At 57.0% G+C, this 19738-nt stretch carries 17 protein-coding genes; 14 read left to right on the forward strand and 3 right to left on the reverse strand.

Annotated features, from left to right (window positions below):
• The first annotated feature begins 220 nt into the window (after window positions 1–220).
• The 3 genes from tamA to ACQG03_RS02330 are packed head-to-tail and all read left to right on the forward strand — an operon-like array spanning window position 221 to window position 6074.
• Complete coding sequence (tamA, locus tag ACQG03_RS02320; RefSeq protein ID WP_022646850.1) at window positions 221–1954, forward strand: autotransporter assembly complex protein TamA; 1734 nt, start codon at window positions 221–223, stop codon at window positions 1952–1954.
• Window positions 1951–5727: an autotransporter assembly complex protein TamB gene (tamB, locus tag ACQG03_RS02325; protein ID WP_063163219.1), complete on the forward strand. Its 3777-nt coding sequence runs from the start codon at window positions 1951–1953 to the stop codon at window positions 5725–5727. Before tamA ends, tamB begins: the two co-directional genes overlap by 4 nt.
• A 2-nt stretch (window positions 5728–5729) precedes the next feature.
• Window positions 5730–6074, forward strand: a complete 345-nt coding sequence (locus ACQG03_RS02330) for a gamma-glutamylcyclotransferase family protein (protein WP_045307822.1) — start codon at window positions 5730–5732, stop codon at window positions 6072–6074.
• 141 nt (window positions 6075–6215) lie between these two features.
• On the opposite strand, the gene ppa is transcribed toward ACQG03_RS02330, so the two are convergent.
• A complete protein-coding gene (gene ppa, locus ACQG03_RS02335) occupies window positions 6216–6746 on the reverse strand; it encodes an inorganic diphosphatase (protein WP_006810347.1) in 531 nt (176 codons plus the stop codon).
• A 309-nt stretch (window positions 6747–7055) separates the two neighbouring features.
• On the opposite strand from ppa, the gene ytfQ reads away from it, so the two are divergent.
• The 5 genes from ytfQ (at window position 7056) to ACQG03_RS02360 (ending at window position 13303) form a co-directional block, all read left to right on the forward strand.
• The gene (ytfQ, locus tag ACQG03_RS02340; protein WP_022646853.1) at window positions 7056–8012 is read left to right on the forward strand and encodes a galactofuranose ABC transporter substrate-binding protein YtfQ; all 957 of its coding nucleotides are present in this window, start codon (window positions 7056–7058) and stop codon (window positions 8010–8012) included.
• A gap of 102 nt (window positions 8013–8114) precedes the next feature.
• Window positions 8115–9617 (forward strand): galactofuranose ABC transporter, ATP-binding protein YtfR, encoded by a 1503-nt coding sequence (gene ytfR / locus ACQG03_RS02345; RefSeq protein WP_022646854.1) that lies wholly within the window; start codon window positions 8115–8117, stop codon window positions 9615–9617.
• Window positions 9618–9627: 10 nt separating this feature from the next.
• Window positions 9628–10653: a galactofuranose ABC transporter, ATP-binding protein YtfT gene (gene ytfT / locus ACQG03_RS02350; RefSeq protein WP_169806220.1), complete on the forward strand. Its 1026-nt coding sequence runs from the start codon at window positions 9628–9630 to the stop codon at window positions 10651–10653.
• The gene (yjfF, locus tag ACQG03_RS02355) at window positions 10640–11641 is read left to right on the forward strand and encodes a galactofuranose ABC transporter, permease protein YjfF (protein ID WP_022646856.1); all 1002 of its coding nucleotides are present in this window, start codon (window positions 10640–10642) and stop codon (window positions 11639–11641) included. The genes ytfT and yjfF overlap by 14 nt, the downstream gene beginning before the upstream one ends.
• 93 nt (window positions 11642–11734) lie before the next feature.
• On the forward strand, window positions 11735–13303 hold the full coding sequence (locus ACQG03_RS02360) for a methyl-accepting chemotaxis protein (protein ID WP_063163217.1): 1569 nt from the start codon (window positions 11735–11737) through the stop codon (window positions 13301–13303).
• Window positions 13304–13342: 39 nt separating this feature from the next.
• Here ACQG03_RS02360 and fbp read toward each other — a convergent pair whose 3' ends face one another.
• The gene (fbp, locus tag ACQG03_RS02365; RefSeq protein WP_022646858.1) at window positions 13343–14341 is read right to left on the reverse strand and encodes a class 1 fructose-bisphosphatase; all 999 of its coding nucleotides are present in this window, start codon (window positions 14339–14341) and stop codon (window positions 13343–13345) included.
• 179 nt (window positions 14342–14520) lie between these two features.
• On the opposite strand from fbp, the gene mpl reads away from it, so the two are divergent.
• Window positions 14521–15894, forward strand: coding sequence for a UDP-N-acetylmuramate:L-alanyl-gamma-D-glutamyl-meso-diaminopimelate ligase (mpl, locus tag ACQG03_RS02370; RefSeq protein WP_022646859.1), 1374 nt, complete (start codon window positions 14521–14523; stop codon window positions 15892–15894).
• Between the two features lie 86 nt (window positions 15895–15980).
• On the opposite strand, the gene yjgA is transcribed toward mpl, so the two are convergent.
• Entirely contained in the window at window positions 15981–16532 is a 552-nt protein-coding gene (yjgA, locus tag ACQG03_RS02375) for a ribosome biogenesis factor YjgA (RefSeq protein WP_003856072.1), read from the reverse strand.
• A gap of 95 nt (window positions 16533–16627) precedes the next feature.
• Between yjgA and pmbA the strand changes: the two genes are divergently transcribed.
• The 5 genes from pmbA to ACQG03_RS02400 all read left to right on the forward strand — a co-directional run bounded on the left by pmbA (window position 16628) and on the right by ACQG03_RS02400 (window position 19733).
• Window positions 16628–17980, forward strand: a complete 1353-nt coding sequence (pmbA, locus tag ACQG03_RS02380) for a metalloprotease PmbA (RefSeq protein ID WP_023299182.1) — start codon at window positions 16628–16630, stop codon at window positions 17978–17980.
• A 42-nt stretch (window positions 17981–18022) separates the two neighbouring features.
• Window positions 18023–18409, forward strand: a complete 387-nt coding sequence (gene cybC, locus ACQG03_RS02385) for a cytochrome b562 (RefSeq protein WP_022646861.1) — start codon at window positions 18023–18025, stop codon at window positions 18407–18409.
• A 310-nt stretch (window positions 18410–18719) separates the two neighbouring features.
• Window positions 18720–19058, forward strand: a complete 339-nt coding sequence (locus ACQG03_RS02390; RefSeq protein ID WP_026080657.1) for a PRD domain-containing protein — start codon at window positions 18720–18722, stop codon at window positions 19056–19058.
• Between the two features lie 10 nt (window positions 19059–19068).
• Complete coding sequence (locus ACQG03_RS02395) at window positions 19069–19431, forward strand: SFCGS family glycine-rich protein (RefSeq protein ID WP_006810339.1); 363 nt, start codon at window positions 19069–19071, stop codon at window positions 19429–19431.
• 2 nt (window positions 19432–19433) lie between these two features.
• On the forward strand, window positions 19434–19733 hold the full coding sequence (locus tag ACQG03_RS02400) for a DUF4312 family protein (RefSeq protein WP_006810338.1): 300 nt from the start codon (window positions 19434–19436) through the stop codon (window positions 19731–19733).
• The last annotated feature ends 5 nt before the right edge of the window (window positions 19734–19738 follow it).

Consider the following 19738-nt stretch of genomic DNA (forward strand, 5'->3'; position numbering starts at 1 on the left):
GGGCCTCCGGGGTAGCGTTGTTTCGGTTAAGGTTGTCACGAAGCGTTTAATTGAACACAATAAATGCGATGAATGAGTCTAGATTTAATCATAAGAAATATTTGGGTGTTAGGCCCTTTTTCAACCCGTAATTTGGGTTTTTGGCTTTCAGGCCGTATTTTGCCGCGGAGCGGCACTGCATTTGCTTCCAGGGTGGAAACAGGGATATTCAGGAGAAAACGTGACAAAGATCCGCCAGTTATGTTTAGTCAGTTTAATGCTGACAAGCGGGATTGCCAGCGCGGCGAATGTCCGTTTGCAGGTTGAGGGGTTATCCGGGGCGCTGGAAAAAAACGTGCGTGCGCAGCTTTCCACCATCCAGAGCGATGAAGTCACGCCGGATCGGCGTTTTCGCGCGCGCGTGGATGACGCCATTCGCGAAGGCTTAAAGGCGTTGGGGTACTACGAACCCACCATTGATTTCGATTTACGCCCGCCGCCGGCTAAAGGACGTCAGGTGTTGATTGCCCGCGTCTCTCCGGGAGAACCCGTCCTGATTGGCGGCACGAACGTGGTGCTGCGCGGCGGTGCGCGCACGGATCGTGACTACCTTGATCTGCTCAGCAACCGCCCGAAAGTGGGCACCGTGCTTAATCACGGGGATTACGATCGCTTTAAAAAATCCTTAACCAGCGTTTCGCTGCGCAAAGGCTACTTTGACAGCCAGTTCAACAAAAGCCAGCTGGGCGTTGCGCTTGAACGACGTCAGGCATTCTGGGATATCGATTACGACAGCGGCGAGCGCTATCGGTTTGGCGATGTAACCTTTGAAGGATCGCAGATCCGTGACGAGTATCTGCAAAACCTGGTGCCGTTCAAAAAGGGCGACTACTACCAGTCCAGCGACCTGGGCGAGCTGAACCGTCGTTTATCTGCCACCGGCTGGTTTAACTCCGTGGTGGTGGCACCGCAATTTGATAAATCCCGTAAAACGAAAGTGTTACCGCTGCATGGCGTGGTCTCACCGCGCACCGAGAACACCATTGAGACCGGTGTCGGCTACTCCACGGACGTCGGCCCGCGCGTGAAAGCCTCGTGGAAAAAACCGTGGATGAACTCCTACGGTCACAGCCTGACCACCAGCCTCAGCCTGTCTGCGCCTGAACAGCAGCTGGACTTCAGCTATAAAATGCCGCTGCTGAAAAATCCGCTTGAGCAATACTACCTCGTGCAGGGCGGCTTTAAACGTACCGATTTGAACGATACCGAGCAGGATTCGACGACGCTTGCGGTATCACGCTTCTGGGATCTCTCCAGCGGCTGGCAGCGCGCCATTAACCTGCGCTGGAGCCTTGACCACTTTACTCAGGCAAACGTCACCAACACCACCATGCTGCTTTATCCGGGCGTGATGATCAGCCGTACCCGCTCGCGCGGTGGCCTGATGCCGACCTGGGGCGATTCTCAGCGCTACTCCATCGATTATTCCAACTCCGCCTGGGGCTCAGACGTGGATTTCTCCGTCGTGCAGGCGCAAAACGTCTGGATCCGTACCCTCTACGATAAGCACCGCTTTGTGGTTCGTGGCAACCTGGGCTGGATCGAAACCGGTGACTTCGAACGCGTTCCGCCAGATCTGCGTTTCTTCGCCGGGGGCGACCGCAGCATTCGCGGATATAAGTACAAATCGATCTCACCTGAAAACGAGAAAGGCCAATTGACCGGGGCCTCTAAACTGGCGACCGGCTCGCTGGAGTATCAGTACAACGTCAGCGGCAAATGGTGGGGCGCCATGTTTGTCGACAGCGGCGAGGCGGTGAACGACATCCGCCGCAGCGATTTCAAAACCGGCGCGGGTGTGGGCGTGCGCTGGCAGTCACCGGTCGGGCCGATCAAGCTCGATTTCGCCGTTCCGGTGGGCGACAAAGAAGAACACGGTTTACAGTTTTACATCGGTCTGGGGCCTGAATTATGAGTTTATGGAAGAAGATAAGCCTCGGAGTGCTGATTTTTATCGTATTACTGCTCGGCACGGTGGCATTTCTGGTGGGTACCACCACGGGCCTGCATCTGCTGTTTAACGCCGCGAACCGCTGGGTGCCAGGGCTGGAAATCGGCCAGGTGACGGGCGGCTGGCGCGATCTGCGCCTGAAGAATATTCGTTATGAACAGCCCGGCGTGGCGGTGAACGCTGGCGAATTTCATCTGGCGGTAAAGCTCGGCTGCCTGCGGGACAGCCAGCTGTGCGTAAACGATCTGTCGCTAAAAGACGTTAACGTGGCGATAGACTCCAAAAAAATGCCGAAGTCTGAGCCTGTCGAGGAAGAGGACAGCGGCCCGCTGAATCTCTCCACGCCGTACCCGATTGCGCTCTACCGGGTCGCGCTGGATAACGTCAATATCAAAATCGACGACACGACGGTATCCGTGATGGATTTCACCTCCGGTCTGCGCTGGCAGGAGAAAAACCTCACCCTGACCCCAACCTCCCTGCAAGGGCTGCTGATTGCGCTGCCGAAGGTGGCCGACGTGGCGCAGGAAGAGATCGTCGAGCCGAAGATCCAGAACCCGCAGCCGGAAGAAAAACCGCTGGGTGAAACGCTGAAAGATCTCTTCTCGAAACCGGTTCTGCCGGAGATGACCGACGTGCATCTGCCGCTGAACCTCAATATCGAAGAGTTTAAGGGCGAGCAGCTGCGTCTGACCGGCGATACCGATCTGACGGTCTTCAACATACTGCTTAAAGTCAGCAGTATCGACGGCAACATGAAGCTCGACGCGCTGGATATCGATACCAACCAGGGGTCGGTAAACGCCTCAGGCAATGCGCTGCTGCGCGATAACTGGCCGGTAGATATTACCCTTAACAGCGCCCTGAACATCGATCCGCTGAAAGGCGAGAAGGTGAAGGTGAAAGTCGGCGGTGCGCTGCGCGAGAAGCTGGAGTTCGGCGTGAACCTCTCCGGCCCTGTGGATATGGTACTGCGCGGGCAAACCCAGCTGGCAGAGGCCGGTCTACCGCTCAACCTTGAGATTGTCAGCAAGCAGCTTTACTGGCCGTTCACCGGTGAAAAGCAGTTCCAGGCCGACGATCTAAAGCTGAAGCTGAGTGGCAAAATGACCGACTACACGCTGTCGTTCCGTACGGCAGTGAAGGGGCAGGGAGTACCGCCCGCCGATATTACTCTGGATGCGAAGGGTAACGAGTTGCAGGTTAACCTCGACAAGCTGACCGTGGCGGCGCTGGAAGGGAAAACCGAGCTGACCGCGCTGCTCGACTGGCAGCAGGCGATCAGCTGGCGCGGCGAGCTGAAGCTGACCGGGATCAACACCGCTAAAGAAGTCCCGGACTGGCCGTCAAAACTGAATGGTCTGATCAAAACCCGCGGTAGCCTGTACGGCGGCACCTGGCAGATGGACGTGCCGGAACTCAAGCTCACCGGTAATGTGAAGCAGAACAAAGTCAACGTAGAGGGCTCGCTTAAGGGCAACAGCTATCTCCAGTGGGTGATCCCGGGCCTGCACGTGGCGCTGGGCCGCAACACGGCAGATATCAAAGGCGAGCTGGGGGTGAAAGATCTCGATCTGGATGCCACCATCGACGCGCCAAATCTCGATAACGCCCTGCCGGGTCTTGGCGGGACGGCGAAGGGGTTAGTGAAGGTTCGCGGTACAGTGGAGGCGCCGCAGCTGCTGGCGGACATCACCGCCAATAACCTGCGCTGGCAGGAACTTTCCATTGCCCGCGTGCGCGTCGAAGGGAACGTGAAATCCACCGATCAGATTGGCGGAAACCTGGACCTGCGCGTGGAGCGTATCTCCCAGCCGGACGTGAACATCAGTCTGGTCACGCTGGCGGCAAAAGGTAACGAAAAGCAGCACGATCTCCAGCTGCGCGTTCAGGGCGAGCCGGTCTCCGGGCAGCTGCACCTGACGGGCAGTTTTGACCGCCAGGCAACGCGCTGGAAGGGCGTGCTGGATAACACCCGCTTCAGCACGCCGGTCGGCCCGCTGGTGCTGTCCCGATCCATCGCGCTGGACTACCGCAATGCGGAGCAAAAGATCAGCATTGGGCCACACTGCTGGACCAACCCGAATGCTGAGCTGTGCGTGCCGCAGACCATTGATGCGGGCGCGGAAGGACGCGCGCAGATCAACCTCAACCGTTTTGACCTGGCGATGCTGAAACCGTTTATGCCGGAAACCACCCAGGCCAGCGGGGTCTTCAGCGGTAAAGCGGACGTCGCGTGGGACACCACCAAAGAGGGACTGCCGCAGGGCAGCGTTACCCTCTCCGGGCGTAACGTGAAGGTGACGCAGGAGGTCAATGACGCGCCGCTGCCGGTGGCGTTCGACACCCTGAATGTGAACGCTGACCTGCGTAACAATCGTGCGGAACTGGGATGGCTTATTCGTCTGACCAACAACGGTCAGCTTGACGGACAGGTGCAAATTACCGATCCGCAAGGGCGGCGCAATCTCGGCGGCAACGTCAATATTCGCAACTTCAACCTGGCGATGGTGAATCCGATTTTCTCGCGGGGAGAAAAGGCGGCGGGGATGCTCAGCGCCAACCTGCGTCTGGCGGGGGATGCGCAAAGCCCGCAGCTGTTTGGCCAAATGCGGTTAAACGGCGTGGACATTGACGGTAACTTTATGCCGTTCGATATGCAGCCAAGCCAGCTGACGATGAACTTTAACGGCCAAAGCTCAACCCTCAGTGGCTCAGTGCTGACACAGCAGGGACAAATCAACCTGACTGGTGACGCAGACTGGAGCCAGCTCGACAACTGGCGCGCCCGTATTGCGGCCAAGGGCAGCAGGGTGCGTATCACGGTACCGCCGATGGTGCGCCTGGACGTGTCGCCAGACGTGGTCTTTGAGGCAACGCCGAGTCTCTTCACCCTGGACGGCCACGTCGACGTGCCCTGGGCGCGCATCGTGGTTCACGAAGTGCCGGAAAGCGCGGTTGGCGTCTCCAGTGATGAAGTTATGCTCAATGAAAATCTGAAACCTGTTGAACAGAAGAGCGCTGGCATACCGATCAATAGTAATCTTATTGTGCACGTGGGGAATAACGTGCGTTTGGACGCGTTTGGGCTGAAGGCGAGACTCACGGGTGACCTGAAGGTGGCGCAGGATCAACAGGGGCTTGGCCTCAATGGACAAATCAATATTCCTGAAGGGCGCTTCCATGCCTACGGTCAGGATTTGATTGTGCGTAAAGGTGAGCTGCTGTTCTCCGGCCCACCGGATCAGCCGGTACTCAATATCGAAGCGATCCGTAACCCGGAAGCCACCGAAGATGATGTGATTGCGGGCGTGCGCGTGACGGGCTCCGCCGATGAACCTAAGGCAGAGATCTTCTCTGACCCGGCCATGTCGCAACAGGAAGCGCTTTCCTACCTGCTGCGCGGCCAGGGTCTGGATAGCCAACAGGGCGATGGTGCGGCAATGACATCGATGTTAGTCGGTCTGGGGGTTGCACAAAGTGGTCAGGTTGTGGGTAAAATCGGCGAGACGTTTGGCGTAAGCAATCTGGCGCTGGACACTCAGGGCGTGGGTGACTCCTCGCAGGTAGTGGTCAGCGGCTATGTACTGCCGGGTCTACAGGTAAAATATGGCGTGGGGATCTTTGACTCACTGGCTACACTCACGTTACGTTATCGCCTGATGCCTAAGCTATATCTGGAAGCAGTGTCCGGCGTAGACCAGGCACTTGATCTGCTCTATCAGTTTGAGTTTTAGCAATGCGAATATTTGTTTACGGCAGTTTACGAACCAAGCAAGGCAACAGCCACTGGATGACCAACGCCCAGTTGCTGGGAAATTACACAATCGAAAACTACCAGTTGTACAGTCTGGGCCACTATCCAGGCGCGGTTCCGGGGAACGGAACGGTACAGGGTGAGGTTTATCGTATTGATAATGCTACGCTGGCCGAACTTGATGCCTTGCGCACCAGGGGCGGTGAATACGCTCGCCAGTTGATCCAGACGCCTTACGGCAGTGCATGGATGTATGTGTACCAACGTTCGGTCGATGGGTTAACGCTGATTGAAAGCGGTAACTGGTTAGACAGAGACCAGTTCTGAAAAACGACAGCGCCACCGTAAGGTGGCGTTATCGTTTTGCGCCTCTTGCTGATTGTAGGCCCGTGCAAGCGTAGCGCCGCCGGGCGCATCGAAAGGCACAAAAAAGCCCCGACGCGCGGGGCTTAGTATCAGCAGTAAGAATTACTTCTTAGCAGCACGCTCGAAAGAGGCGATGATTTCTGCTTTCGCCGCTTCTGCGTTATCCCAGCCTTCAACTTTAACCCATTTGCCTTTTTCGAGATCTTTGTAGTGCTCGAAGAAGTGGGCGATCTGCGCTTTCAGCAGCTCTGGCAGGTCGTTCACATCTTTAATGTGATCGTACTCTTTGCTCAGCTTGGTGTGCGGTACGGCAACCAGTTTCGCATCTTCACCCGCTTCGTCAGTCATTTTCAGCACGCCAACAGGACGGCAGCGAATGACGGAGCCTGGCTGCAATGGGTATGGCGTTGGGACCAGTACGTCAACCGGATCACCGTCCAGAGACAGAGTGTGGTTGATGTAGCCGTAGTTGCACGGATAGAACATGGCGGTAGACATGAAACGGTCAACGAACAGCGCACCGGTGTCTTTGTCGATTTCGTATTTGATTGGATCTGCGTTGGCCGGGATTTCGATCACAACGTAGATGTCTTCTGGCAGTTCTTTACCCGCAGGGACGTTGAGTAAGCTCATGTCGGTGTCCTTTAAAATGGATGGTAAACAAGTGGCAGGTATTATAGCCAACTGGCGCTGAAAGTCTTCGCCTGTTTTCGTCTTATCTCCCTCGCGCTTTCACTTTTCAGACCGTTTCCATGACAGGATAATCCATAAACTCAGCCGCATTTTAAATGTGGAAATGAAAGCGATTACAAACTTGTGATTAACGTTTTATTCACTTTTCTGAAGTGTGATGTAACGCAATCCGTAACATATTCCATTGGCTATAGTTCATCCGCAGAACATCTTTTAACCAACAATAACCTACCCTACGAGGACGTTCATATGTGGAAGCGCTTACTTCTTGTTACAGCAGTTTCGGCAGCCATGTCGTCTATGGCGATGGCCGCACCGTTAACCGTTGGATTTTCGCAGGTCGGATCTGAATCCGGCTGGCGCGCCGCTGAAACGAACGTGGCGAAAAGTGAGGCCGAAAAGCGCGGTATTACCCTAAAAATCGCCGATGGTCAGCAAAAGCAAGAGAATCAGATTAAAGCGGTGCGCTCTTTTATCGCTCAGGGCGTGGATGCCATCTTTATCGCCCCGGTTGTTGCCACGGGCTGGGAGCCGGTGCTGAAGGAAGCTAAAGAGGCTGAAATTCCTGTGTTCCTGCTCGACCGTTCCATCGACGTAAAAGACAAATCTCTCTATATGACCACCGTCACCGCCGATAACGTGCTGGAAGGCAAACTGATTGGTGACTGGCTGGTGAAGCAGGTGGATGGCAAGCCGTGTAACGTGGTTGAGTTGCAGGGCACCGTCGGGGCGAGCGTGGCTATCGACCGTAAGAAAGGTTTCGCGGAGGCCATCGCCAAAGCACCAAACATCAAGATCATCCGTTCTCAGTCCGGCGACTTCACCCGCAGCAAGGGTAAAGAGGTCATGGAAAGCTTCATCAAGGCAGAAAATAACGGCAAAAATATCTGCATGGTTTACGCCCACAACGACGACATGGTGATCGGCGCCATCCAGGCCATCAAAGAAGCGGGCCTGAAGCCGGGCAAAGATATTCTCACCGGCTCGATCGACGGCGTACCGGACATCTACAAAGCGATGATTGACGGCGAAGCGAACGCCAGCGTGGAGCTGACGCCGAACATGGCGGGCCCGGCATTCGATGCGCTGGAGAAATTCAAGAAAGACGGCACCCAGCCTGAGAAGTTGACCATCACCAAATCCACGCTCTACCTGCCGGACACGGCGAAAGAAGAGTTAGAGAAGAAGAAAAATATGGGCTACTGATCAGTGACATTGCCGGGTGGCGCTGCGCTTACCCGGCCTACGATACGCTCATTTGTAGGCCGGATAAGCGTAGCGTCATCCGGCTTAATGCAGGGGGAAACCATGACCACCGAACAACACCAGGAAATCCTCCGCACAGAGGGCCTGAGTAAATTTTTCCCTGGCGTTAAGGCGCTGGATAACGTTGATTTCAGCCTGCGGCGGGGGGAGATCATGGCGTTGCTCGGCGAAAACGGGGCGGGGAAGTCGACGCTGATTAAAACCCTGACCGGGGTCTATCACGCCGATCGCGGCGCTATCTGGCTGGAAGGTAATGCTATTTCGCCCAAAAACACCGCGCATGCGCAGCAACTGGGGATCGGCACGGTCTACCAGGAAGTGAACCTGCTGCCAAACATGTCGGTAGCGGATAACCTGTTTATTGGCCGCGAGCCCAGACGTTTTGGCCTGCTGCGCCGTAAAGAGATGGAAGCGCGCGCCGCGAAGCTGATGGAATCGTATGGCTTCTCTCTCGACGTGCGCGAACCGCTGAACCGTTTTTCCGTGGCGATGCAGCAGATCGTGGCGATCTGTCGCGCTATCGATCTCTCGGCGAAAGTGCTGATCCTCGATGAACCCACCGCCAGCCTCGATACCCAGGAAGTGGAGATGCTTTTTACCCTGATGCGCCAGCTGCGCGATCAGGGCGTGAGCCTGATCTTTGTTACGCACTTCCTCGATCAGGTTTACGAGGTGAGCGACCGTATTACGGTGCTGCGCAACGGCGGCTTTGTCGGCTGCCGGGAAACCCGCGAGCTGCCGCAGATTGAGCTGGTCAAAATGATGCTGGGCCGCGAGCTGGAGACCAACGCACTCCAGCGCGCAGGCCGCACGCTGCTGAGCGAAAAACCGATCGCCGCGTTTCACGATTACGGCAAAAAAGGGACCATCGCGCCGTTTAACCTCGAGGTACGCCCCGGTGAAATTGTGGGTCTGGCAGGGCTGTTAGGCTCCGGGCGCACCGAAACCGCCGAAGTGATCTTCGGGATCAAACCTGCCGACAGCGGAACGGCGCTGATCAAAGGCAAACCGCAAACGCTACGTTCACCGCATCAGGCGTCGTGCCTCGGCGTGGGCTTCTGCCCGGAGGACAGAAAAACGGACGGGATTATTGCCGCCGCCTCGGTGCGGGAAAACATCATTCTGGCGCTACAGGCCCAGCGCGGCTGGCTGCGTCCGATCCCTAAGCGCGAGCAGAACGCGATTGCCGAGCGCTTCATCCGCCAGCTCGGTATCCGTACCCCGAGCGCGGAACAGCCCATCGAGTTCCTTTCGGGCGGTAATCAGCAGAAGGTGTTGCTCTCGCGCTGGCTGCTGACCAAACCGCAGTTCCTGATCCTCGACGAGCCCACGCGCGGTATCGACGTGGGCGCGCATGCCGAAATCATCCGGCTTATCGAAACGCTGTGCGCCGACGGTCTGGCGCTGCTGGTGATCTCGTCTGAGCTGGAGGAGCTGGTTGGCTATGCCGATCGCGTCATCATCATGCGCGATCGCAGGCAGGTGGCAGAGATCCCGCTGGATAAACTGTCGGTTCCGGCGATCATGAATGCCATCGCGGCGTAAGGAGTCATATGTGATGTCCCGTTCTCTTTCGCAAACTGGCGAAGCGAAGCGCCGCTTCAGCTGGCCGACCGGCACGCCGCAAATCGTGGCGCTGCTGCTGGTGCTGCTGGTGGATAGCCTGGTGGCTCCGCATTTCTTCCAGATCGTCGTGCAGGATGGCCGCCTGTTTGGTAGCCCGATCGACATCTTAAACCGTGCCGCGCCCGTGGCGCTGCTGGCGATGGGCATGACGCTGGTCATTGCCACCGGCGGGATCGACCTTTCCGTCGGTGCGGTAATGGCAATTGCGGGCGCCACCGCCGCCTCGATGACCGTCGCCGGGCACAGCCTGCCGGTGGTTCTGCTGGCCGCGCTGGGCTCCGGTGTATTAGCCGGGCTGTGGAACGGCATTCTGGTCGCGGTGCTCAAGATCCAGCCGTTTGTCGCGACGTTGATTTTGATGGTGGCCGGGCGCGGTGTGGCGCAGCTTATCACCTCCGGTCAAATCGTCACCTTTACCTCCCCGAATCTTGCGTGGATTGGCAGCGGTAATTTTCTGTTCTTCCCGACCCCGGTGATCGTCGCGCTGGTGACGCTGGTGGTGTTCTGGCTTTTCACCCGCAAAACGGCGCTCGGGATGTTCATCGAAGCGGTGGGGATTAACATTCGGGCCGCGAAAAACGCCGGGGTAAATACACGGCTGATGGTGATGCTGACTTACGTGCTGAGCGGCGTCTGTGCTGCGATTGCCGGGGTGATTGTGGCGGCCGACATTCGCGGGGCGGATGCCAACAACGCCGGACTCTGGCTGGAGCTTGATGCGATCCTCGCGGTGGTTATCGGCGGTGGGTCGCTGATGGGCGGACGTTTTAATCTGCTGCTCTCGGTGGTGGGGGCGTTAATTATTCAGGGTATGAATACCGGTATTTTGCTCTCCGGGTTCCAGCCGGAGCTTAATCAGGTCGTCAAAGCGGTCATGGTGCTTATCGTACTTATCGTGCAGTCGCCGCGCTTTATCACTCTCATTAAGGGGTTCCGCGGTCATGATAAAACGTAATTTGCCGTTAATGATCACGCTGGGCGTGTTCGTGCTGGGATACCTTTACTGCCTGACCCAGTTCCCGGGCTTCGCCTCCACGCGGGTGATTTGCAACATCCTGACCGACAACGCCTTTTTAGGCATTATCGCCGTCGGCATGACGTTTGTGATCCTCTCCGGCGGGATCGATCTCTCCGTTGGGTCGGTGATCGCCTTTACCGGCGTGTTCCTTGCCAAGGCGATTGGCTTTTGGGGCATTTCGCCGCTGCTGGCGTTTCCGCTGGTGCTGGTCATGGGCTGCGCATTCGGCGCCTTTATGGGGCTTTTGATCGACGCGCTGAAAATCCCGGCGTTTATCATCACCCTCGCCGGGATGTTCTTCCTGCGCGGCGTGAGCTATCTGGTGTCGGAGGAGTCAATTCCGATAAACCATCCGATCTACGACACGCTCTCCAGCCTGGCGTGGAAAATCCCCGGCGGGGGGCGCCTGAGCGCAATGGGGCTGCTGATGCTGGGCGTGGTGGTTATCGGGATCTTCCTCGCCCACCGTACCCGGTTTGGTAACCAGGTTTATGCCATTGGCGGCAGCGCCACGTCCGCGAACCTGATGGGGATTTCCACGCGCAGCACCACCATCCGCATCTATATGCTTTCGACCGGCCTTGCCACGCTCGCGGGGATTGTGTTTTCGGTATACACCCAGGCAGGCTATGCCCTGGCGGGGGTGGGCGTTGAGCTTGACGCCATTGCCTCGGTGGTGATTGGCGGTACGCTGCTCAGCGGCGGGGTAGGGACGGTGCTCGGTACGCTGTTTGGCGTGGCGATCCAGGGGCTGATTCAGACCTACATCAACTTCGACGGCACGCTCAGCTCCTGGTGGACCAAAATCGCCATCGGTATTCTGCTGTTTATTTTTATCGCGCTCCAGCGCGGCCTGACGGTGCTGTGGGAGAACCGCCAGAGCTCGCCTGTTACCCGTGTGAATACATCTTTAACAGGGCGATAACATGCTGAAATTGCTTAAACTCTAAACATTTTCCGGTAGCGGTCGATACTCTTTTTTTATGCCCAGAAATATCTCGCTACCGGAAATAACATCATGCTTAAAACGCTATCGATTCGTACCGGCTTGCTCTCTTTACTGGCCGTTATGACCCTTCTGCTGCTGATTGTCAGCGGCATTGGCATTTATGCCCTTACGCAAAGTTCCGCTTCTCTCCAGCGCATCAATCATCTTCAGGGTGAACAGATGGTGCAGCTAAATGCCGGCTATACGCTGATCCTGCGCGCGCGTAACGAAGCGGGACAGGCCGTCCGCATGATGGAGGTCGGCCTGCTGGACGATGCGGCCAGGGCGGTCAAAACCATTAACCAGGAAGTGGCGCTGGCACAGAAAACGCTGAAGGGCGTGATCGGCGGCGGCGTGGCGGATGAGCAGGGGCAAAAGCTGCTGGATAACGTCGCCGCGAGCCTGGCGGTGTACAACCAGCAGGGTATCAGCCCGATGCTGAAAGCCCTGAACGAGCAAAGCGCGGACGGCTATTACGATCTGCTGGAAAGCAAGCTGGTCCCGGTGGCGAAGCAGTTTGATAACGATATGCAGGCGTTCCAGACGTGGAGCGAGGCGCGCGGCAAAGCGGAGGTGATCGCCGTGCAGGCGAGTAAAACCCGTGTGCTGATCCTGATTATCGTCGCGGCGCTGCTGACGGCAGGCATTATCGTGCTGGCCTGGCTGGTGCTGCGCCATATGCTGCTTAAGCCGCTTTCAGCCTCAATTGCCCAGCTGGAGCACGTAGCGGCCGGGGATTTAACCCACACCCTGAACGCGCCGGCGAGCCAGGAATTTAATCGCCTCAACGCGGTCATCGAAGAGATGCGCCAGTCGCTGATGAATTCCGTTCTGCGGGTGCGTGACGCCAGCTCGCAGATTGATACCGGCAGCCGCGAGCTGACGGCAGGGAACCTGAACCTGGCCCAGCGCACGGAATCCACCGCCACCTCGCTGGAACAGACGGCCGCCAGCATGGAAGAGATCACCGCCACGGTGAAACTTAACGCCGATAACGCCGGGCAGGCGCACCAGCTGGCGCAGTCGGTCTCCGATACCGCCGATCATGGCAGCGAAATGGTCTGCTACGTCATTGAGAAGATGCGCGACATCGCCGGCAGCTCGGCGCGCATCGCCGATATCCTGAGCGTCATCGACGGCATTGCCTTCCAGACCAATATTCTGGCGCTGAACGCCTCCGTGGAAGCGGCGCGCGCGGGCGAGCAGGGACGGGGTTTTGCGGTCGTGGCGGGTGAGGTGCGCAATCTCGCCAGCCGCAGTGCCGATGCGGCGAAAGAGATCCGCTCGCTTATCAGCGATTCGCAAACCCACGTGAACGAGGGCAGCGAACTGGCGCAACAGGCCGGTGAGACGATGGACGAGATCGCTACCGAAGTGCTGCGTATGACCAAACTGATGCGAGAAATTGCGACGGCGTCTCAGGAGCAGAGCCGCGGTATTGAGCAGGTTAACATTGCCGTCAATCAGATGGATGAAACGGCGCAACAAAATGCGGCGCTGGTTCAGCAGTCCTCTGCGGCAACGCGTTCCCTGGAGGAACAATCGCGCGAGCTGATGGAGGCGATGGCATCCTTCAAACTGACGGCGCAAACGGCATGATAAAAATAGGGGAGCCTGTCGGGCTCCCCTATTTACGCGTTACGCGTCCGGGAATTCGCGGATCATGCGTTCAACGTCTTCCACCATGTGGTCGTTGCCGACAAAGAACGAACGGCGCTGGTGCAGGCTTTCCGGCACGATATCCAGAATACGCTCTTTACCGTCACTCGCTTTGCCGCCTGCCTGTTCGGCCAGGAATGCCATCGGATTGCACTCGTACAGCAGACGCAGTTTTCCGTCCGGGTGGCTGGCGGTGCTTGGGTAGAGGTAAATACCACCCTTCAGCAGGTTACGGTGGAAATCCGCCACCAGCGAGCCGATATAGCGCGAGGTGTACGGGCGCTGGGTGGCTTTATCCTCTTCCTGGCAGAATTTGATGTACTTCTTCACGCCATTCGGGAATCGGATGTAGTTGCCTTCGTTGATGGAGTAGGTATTGCCCTTCTCCGGGAAGCGCATGCGCTCCTGGCTCAGACAGAAAACGCCCAGCGACGGATCGTAGGTAAAGGCGTGCACGCCGCAGCCGGTGGTGTACACCAGCATGGTGGATGAGCCATACACCACGTAACCGGCAGCAACCTGCTTGCTGCCCGGCTGCAGGAAGTCTTCTTCCGTCACCGGTGTGCCAACCGGGGTGACGCGACGGTAGATGGAGAAAATGGTACCGACAGAAACGTTAACGTCGATGTTGGAGGAGCCGTCCAGCGGATCCATCAGAACAACGTATTTTGCGTGTTCACACCCTTCGAATACGACGATCTCATCTTCTTCTTCAGAGGCGATACCCGCAACGATGTCGCGCGCGCGCAGTGCTGCTTTCAGTTTTTCATTGGCGAACAGGTCGAGTTTCTGCTGAACCTCACCCTGAACGTTCTCGGCACCGCTGGCACCCAGGATATCGACCAGACCGGCCTTGTTGATATCGCGGTGGATGATCTTAGCGCCCAGCTTTATTGCCGACAGCAAAGCAGTGAGCTCACCCGTAGCATGAGAGAACTCGTGCTGCTTTTCGACAATAAATTCACCTAACGTTTTCATAACACTTTCCCTGCATCTTATGTTGAGTAAAGCGGTTGATGTCCAACAATCTTAACAAACATTCAAATATTAGCGCAGAGGTGAATCGCGCCAGCAAAATACGGATTTACCTGAAATGCGTTTCACAGCCGCTGACATGTGAGTAAAATGTGCGCCACATTGAAGAAGGATAGTGACGTATGCGCATTCATATATTGGGGATTTGTGGCACTTTCATGGGCGGACTGGCAATGCTGGCGCGCTCGCTGGGCCATGAAGTGACAGGTTCGGACGCCAATGTGTATCCGCCGATGAGCACGCTGCTGGAGAAGCAGGGGATTTCTCTGATTCAGGGATATGACGCCAGCCAGCTCGAGCCGCAGCCGGATCTGGTGATCGTTGGTAACGCCATGACCCGTGGGAATCCATGCGTTGAAGCGGTGCTGGAACGTAATATCCCGTACATGTCTGGCCCGCAGTGGCTGCATGACTTTGTCCTGCGCGACCGCTGGGTTGTCGCCGTTGCCGGGACGCACGGCAAAACCACCACCGCCGGTATGGCGACCTGGATCCTCGAAGCCTGCGGCTACAAGCCGGGGTTCGTGATCGGCGGCGTGCCGGGGAATTTCGACGTCTCCGCGCGTCTGGGCGACAGCCCGTTCTTTGTGATTGAAGCGGATGAATACGACTGCGCGTTCTTCGACAAGCGCTCCAAGTTCGTGCATTACTGCCCACGCACGCTGATCCTCAACAACCTTGAGTTCGATCACGCGGATATCTTTGACGACCTGAAAGCGATTCAGAAACAGTTCCACCATCTGGTGCGCATTGTTCCGGGTCAGGGCCGCATTATCCTGCCGGAGAACGACATCAACCTGAAGCAGACTATGGCGATGGGGTGCTGGAGCGAGCAGGAGCTGGTTGGCGAGCAGGGGCACTGGCAGGCGAAAAAGCTCAACGCGGATGCTTCCGAATGGGAAGTGCTGCTCGACGGCGAAAAAGTGGGCGAAGTGAAGTGGGGCCTGGTGGGCGAGCACAATATGCACAACGGCCTGATGGCGATCGCCGCGGCGCGTCACGTGGGCGTACTGCCTGCGGATGCCGCCAATGCGCTGGGTTCGTTCATTAACGCCCGCCGCCGTCTGGAGCTGCGTGGTGAAGCGAATGGCGTGACGGTGTACGACGATTTCGCGCACCACCCAACCGCCATTCTGGCGACGCTTGCCGCATTGCGTGGCAAAGTTGGCGGCACCGCGCGCATTCTGGCCGTGCTGGAACCGCGTTCGAACACCATGAAAATGGGGATATGCAAAGACGATCTCGCGCCGTCCTTAGGGCGTGCCGACGAGGTCTTCCTCCTGCAACCGCAGCATATTCCGTGGCAGGTGGCCGAAGTGGCCGACGCCTGCATTCAGCCAGCGCACTGGAGTGCGGACGTGGATGTCTTAGCGGATATGGTGGTGAAAGCCGCACAGCCTGGCGATCACATTCTGGTGATGAGCAACGGCGGGTTTGGTGGGATCCATCAGAAGCTGCTGGACGGTCTGGCGAAGAAAGCCGCGGCCGCAGAGTAAAAAAAGGCCCGGTGGTGTTAGCGCTTACCGGGCCTACATTATCTCTTCTCCCTCTCCCCTTTGGAGAGAGGACTGGGGTGAGGGGTTTACTCTTCGTTCTCAGACAGCTCGCGCAGATACTGGAAAATCAGACGCGCAGACTTCGGCGGCTTATTCCCTTCTTTCTCTTTCTTCGCGTTACGGATCAAAGAACGCAGCTGCTGGCGGTCGGCATTCGGCCACAGGTTCAGCACTTCAGGTACCGCGTCATCACCTTGCTCGATCAGACGGTCGCGGATCTGCTCCAGCTTATGGAACAGCGCAACCTGCTGGTTGTGGCGGTTCTTAAGTTTATCCAGCGCCTGACGGATCGGCTCAACATCGCGCTGACGCAGCAGTTTCCCGATAAGCTGAAGCTGGCGGCGACGCCCTTCTTTCTTGATTTTCTGTGCCAGTTCAATGGCATCACGCAGATCCTGGTCGAGCGGGATCTTATCCAGCGCGTTCTTACCCAGTTCTACCATTTCTGCGCCAAGCTGTTTTAACTCTTCGGCGTCACGTTTAATTTCACTTTTACTGACCCAGATGATCTCATCATCTTCGTCTTCGATGTCATCACCGGGAACGTCGTCGAGCCAGTCTTCGGGCTGCTTAGTCATGTCAGGCTCCTTAAAAAAAGAGGCTAATGTTACCAGTTAAGACGCGCACTGAAAAACGGTTCTCTGTTAGACTTCACTTAACTCTCTCTTACAGTATGGCATTTGCGATGAAAGTAACCTCACAAGTTGAAGCGCAGCGTAAGATCCTGGAAGAAGCCGTCTCCACCGCGCTGATGCTCGCTTCAGGTAAATCAGATGGCGCCGAAGTGGCGGTCAGCAAAACCACCGGCATTAGCGTGAGCACCCGCTATGGCGAAGTGGAGAATGTAGAATTTAACAGCGATGGCGCGCTGGGGATCACGGTGTATCACCAGAATCGCAAAGGCAGCGCGTCGTCTACCGATCTCAGCCCGGATGCCATCGCCCGTACAGTGCAGGCGGCGCTGGATATCGCGCGGTACACCTCCCCGGATCCTTACGCTGGCGTGGCTGATAAAGAGCTGCTGGCGTTTGACGCGCCGGATCTCGATCTGTTCCATCCGGCGGAAGTGACCCCGGATGAGGCCATTGAGCTGGCCTCGCGCGCCGAGCAGGCGTCTTTGCAGGCTGACAAACGCATCACCAATACCGAAGGCGGCAGCTTTAACAGCCACTACGGCATCAAAGTGTTTGGTAACTCCCATGGCATGTTGCAGGGGTACTGCTCAACCCGCCACTCGCTTTCCAGCTGCGTGATCGCCGAAGAGAACGGCGATATGGAGCGTGATTACGCGTATACCATTGGCCGCGCGCTGGGGGATTTGCAGTCTCCGGAGTGGGTGGGAAAAGAGTGCGCCGAACGCACGCTGTCACGCCTCTCGCCGCGTAAACTCTCCACCATGAAAGCCCCGGTCATTTTTGCCAACGAAGTGGCAACCGGTCTGTTTGGTCATCTGGTGGGGGCGATTGCGGGTGGTTCGGTGTACCGTAAATCGACCTTCCTGCTCGACTCGCTGGGCAAGCAGATCCTGCCGGAATGGTTGACCATCGAAGAGCACCCGCACCTGCTGAAAGGGCTGGCCTCCACGCCGTTCGACAGCGAAGGCGTGCGCACGGAGCGCCGGGATATCGTTAAAGACGGCATTCTGACCCAGTGGCTGCTGACCAACTACTCCGCGCGTAAGCTGGGGCTGAAAAGCACCGGGCACGCGGGCGGCATTCATAACTGGCGCATTGCCGGACAGGGCCTGAATTTTGAACAGATGCTGAAAGAGATGGGCACCGGTCTGGTGGTCACCGAGCTGATGGGGCAGGGCGTGAGCGGTATCACCGGCGACTACTCTCGCGGCGCAGCGGGCTTCTGGGTGGAAAACGGTGAAATTCAGTATCCGGTGAGCGAAATCACCATCGCCGGCAACCTCAAGGACATGTGGCGCAATATTGTTACGGTCGGTAACGATATTGAAACACGCAGCAATATTCAGTGTGGTTCTGTATTACTGCCGGAGATGAAAATCGCCGGGCAATAATCCCCGTAAAAGCGTGATTTATAATAAAAAAGGAAGTGAGCAATGCGTAAACACCTGTTAGCGATCGTCGCGGCTTCAACGCTGGTTCTTGGCTCATCTGCGTTTGCTGCCGATCTTGAAGACAACATGGACATCCTCAGTCAAAACCTGAAGGTGGTGCAGAAAACCGACGATGCGGCGGAGATGAAAGACGCACTGACCAAAATGCGTGAAGCGGCGCTGGATGCGCAAAAAGCGACGCCGCCGAAGCTGGAAAGCAAAGCGGCGGACAGCGCCGAGATGAAAGACTACCGCCACGGTTTTGACGTGCTGGTCGGCCAGATCGACGGCGCGCTGAAGCTGGCGAACGAAGGCAAAGTGAAGGAAGCTCAGGCGGCAGCCGACCAGTTTGCGGCGACCCGCAACGCGTATCACAAAAAGTATCGTTGATAGTCTGGATGAGCGGGGCGCGTTAAGCATCCCCGCTCACACTCTTCTCCCTCCCCATAAGAAAACCTTATCCACGTCACATTTCTGCGAGCCTGCTCGTAATCTTTTCCACTCCGCTTACCTGTTTAGTGCCGCGTAATAGCGTGATATTCATCACGTAAATCCAGCGATTAATCCAGATTCACCGCATTTATGTGGCACAGATCACTGCCGCGGCTCGCCTTTCCACTTCGAAGTGGAAAACAACTCGCTACAAACAACGCCCCCTCGACGTTAGTTTTATTCCAGAGCCATTAACGGGGTAAGACGAGTGATTAACGGAGCGGTAATGAACGACGTTGGGGAACAGGCGGTGCAAACAGAACAGCTCGCGAACACCATGCTTCAGCAGGTCTACGCCCTGCTGGCCCGGCACAACATCATCCCCAACGCGGTACAGGAGCAGATGCTGACCTCCCACGTTCGCGCAATGGCGCACCGGTCCGTGACCGGCGAGCCGCTGCCGGAGGTTGAAGCAGAGCTGTTCGACGAAATTTCACCAGATTCAATGCAACTTGCCCGTGAAGTGGTAGCGCAGTTTGGCAATCTTCCTGATGAAGAAGCCTGGCTGCTCTCCGTTCACTTCGAAGTCGCGAAAGACAACCTTTAAGGAGCAACACATGGAACAGATTACAGTCGTGATTGGCGATCGCCTGGGTAAAGGTCAGAAAGTGGCTGCGGGTGTGGAAAAAGCCGGCGGACGCGCGGTTGTCGTACCGGGCATGGCAGCGGATATGAAGCTCGGTGACGTGATGAAAGCAGAAAACGCCACCTTCGGGATCTCGTTCTGCGGCAGCGGCGGCGCGGGTGCCATCACCGCCCAGACCAAATACGGCTACAAGGCCAAATACGGCATGCGCTCCGTGGATGAGGGGGTGACCGCTATCAACGAAGGCTGCAACGTGCTGGGCTTTGGCTTTATGGATAAAGAAGAGCTGGGCGAGCGTCTGGTACAGGCGTGGCAGAAGAAATACGGCGCGTAAGCATGAAAGAACAGTTCACGACCACGGTGAGAGTGAAGGGGAAGGGCGACGCCAAAGCGCGCGCCTTTGCCGACGCCCTCAACCACGTACAGGCCGCGGTGATGAAAGCCTCACCGCATATCTTACTGCGTATTGAGCCACAGGATGTGCAGGTTGTTCAGGCGCAAGAAGCGGTGCGAAAAGAAGCGTTTTTGTTCTTCTTTCTGCGTCGGGAAAGACGCACCTACAGCGTGGAGCTGGATGTGACCGTCAACGTGACCGCCATCAATCTCGACCAGGTGGATTTCGTCACGCAACGCTGATTATT

Origin of the sequence: Enterobacter cloacae complex sp. 342H5 (genome assembly GCF_050030905.1) — a bacterium.
Lineage (GTDB): Bacteria > Pseudomonadota > Gammaproteobacteria > Enterobacterales > Enterobacteriaceae > Enterobacter > Enterobacter intestinihominis.

Bases quoted from the DNA above. Each gene is read 5' to 3' on its own strand.
- tamB (WP_063163219.1), top strand. From the start codon at position 1,951: ATGAGTTTATGGAAGAAGATAAGCCTCGGAGTGCTGATTTTTATCGTA.
- ACQG03_RS02330 (WP_045307822.1), top strand. From the start codon at position 5,730: ATGCGAATATTTGTTTACGGCAGTTTACGAACCAAGCAAGGCAACAGC.
- ppa (WP_006810347.1), bottom strand. From the start codon at position 6,746: ATGAGCTTACTCAACGTCCCTGCGGGTAAAGAACTGCCAGAAGACATC.
- ytfQ (WP_022646853.1), top strand. From the start codon at position 7,056: ATGTGGAAGCGCTTACTTCTTGTTACAGCAGTTTCGGCAGCCATGTCG.
- ytfR (WP_022646854.1), top strand. From the start codon at position 8,115: ATGACCACCGAACAACACCAGGAAATCCTCCGCACAGAGGGCCTGAGT.
- yjfF (WP_022646856.1), top strand. From the start codon at position 10,640: ATGATAAAACGTAATTTGCCGTTAATGATCACGCTGGGCGTGTTCGTG.
- ACQG03_RS02360 (WP_063163217.1), top strand. From the start codon at position 11,735: ATGCTTAAAACGCTATCGATTCGTACCGGCTTGCTCTCTTTACTGGCC.
- fbp (WP_022646858.1), bottom strand. From the start codon at position 14,341: ATGAAAACGTTAGGTGAATTTATTGTCGAAAAGCAGCACGAGTTCTCT.
- mpl (WP_022646859.1), top strand. From the start codon at position 14,521: ATGCGCATTCATATATTGGGGATTTGTGGCACTTTCATGGGCGGACTG.
- yjgA (WP_003856072.1), bottom strand. From the start codon at position 16,532: ATGACTAAGCAGCCCGAAGACTGGCTCGACGACGTTCCCGGTGATGAC.
- pmbA (WP_023299182.1), top strand. From the start codon at position 16,628: ATGGCATTTGCGATGAAAGTAACCTCACAAGTTGAAGCGCAGCGTAAG.
- cybC (WP_022646861.1), top strand. From the start codon at position 18,023: ATGCGTAAACACCTGTTAGCGATCGTCGCGGCTTCAACGCTGGTTCTT.
- ACQG03_RS02395 (WP_006810339.1), top strand. From the start codon at position 19,069: ATGGAACAGATTACAGTCGTGATTGGCGATCGCCTGGGTAAAGGTCAG.
- ACQG03_RS02400 (WP_006810338.1), top strand. From the start codon at position 19,434: ATGAAAGAACAGTTCACGACCACGGTGAGAGTGAAGGGGAAGGGCGAC.